This is a genomic window from Erwinia sp. MYb416 (assembly GCF_037479575.1).
Classification (GTDB): Bacteria; Pseudomonadota; Gammaproteobacteria; order Enterobacterales; family Enterobacteriaceae; genus Erwinia; species Erwinia rhapontici.
Genome location: NZ_JBBGYT010000213.1, coordinates 737 through 1,184, shown reverse-complemented (window position 1 = coordinate 1,184; position 448 = coordinate 737). Strand labels below are relative to the sequence as shown.

At 56.7% G+C, this 448-nt stretch carries 1 protein-coding gene; it reads left to right on the top strand.

Features of this window, described 5'->3' with window-relative positions; genetic code table 11:
- The coding region (locus WH277_RS01955; protein WP_339504086.1) for an enoyl-CoA hydratase-related protein at window positions 1–448 on the top strand (448 nt) is incomplete at both ends.

Genomic DNA, 448 nt, shown 5'->3' with positions numbered 1-448 from the left:
GAATTCCTCTCACTGTTTATCGCCCCGGAAGAAAAACTGACAGCATGGCTGGGCTTTGCTAATAGCATCTTTAATCGGCTGGAAGATCTGCCTGTCCCCACCGTTTCGGCCATCCGGGGTTATGCATTAGGTGGCGGATGCGAATGCGTGCTGGCAACAGATTTCCGTATCGCGACTGCCGATACCCGCATTGGCCTACCGGAAACGAAGCTTGGCATCATGCCAGGTTTCGGGGGCTCCGTGCGCCTGCCACGTCTGCTGGGAGCTGACAGTGCACTAGAGATTATTGCCGCAGGTAAAGATATTGATGGCGCCCAGGCACTGAAAGTAGGTCTGGTAGATGCTGTCGTGGCTGCGGATAAACTGGATGCCGCCGCATTATCCGTGTTGAAAGAGGCTATCTCCGGCCGACAGCCGTGGCGGGAACGCCGCCAGTGCAAGCTGGAGC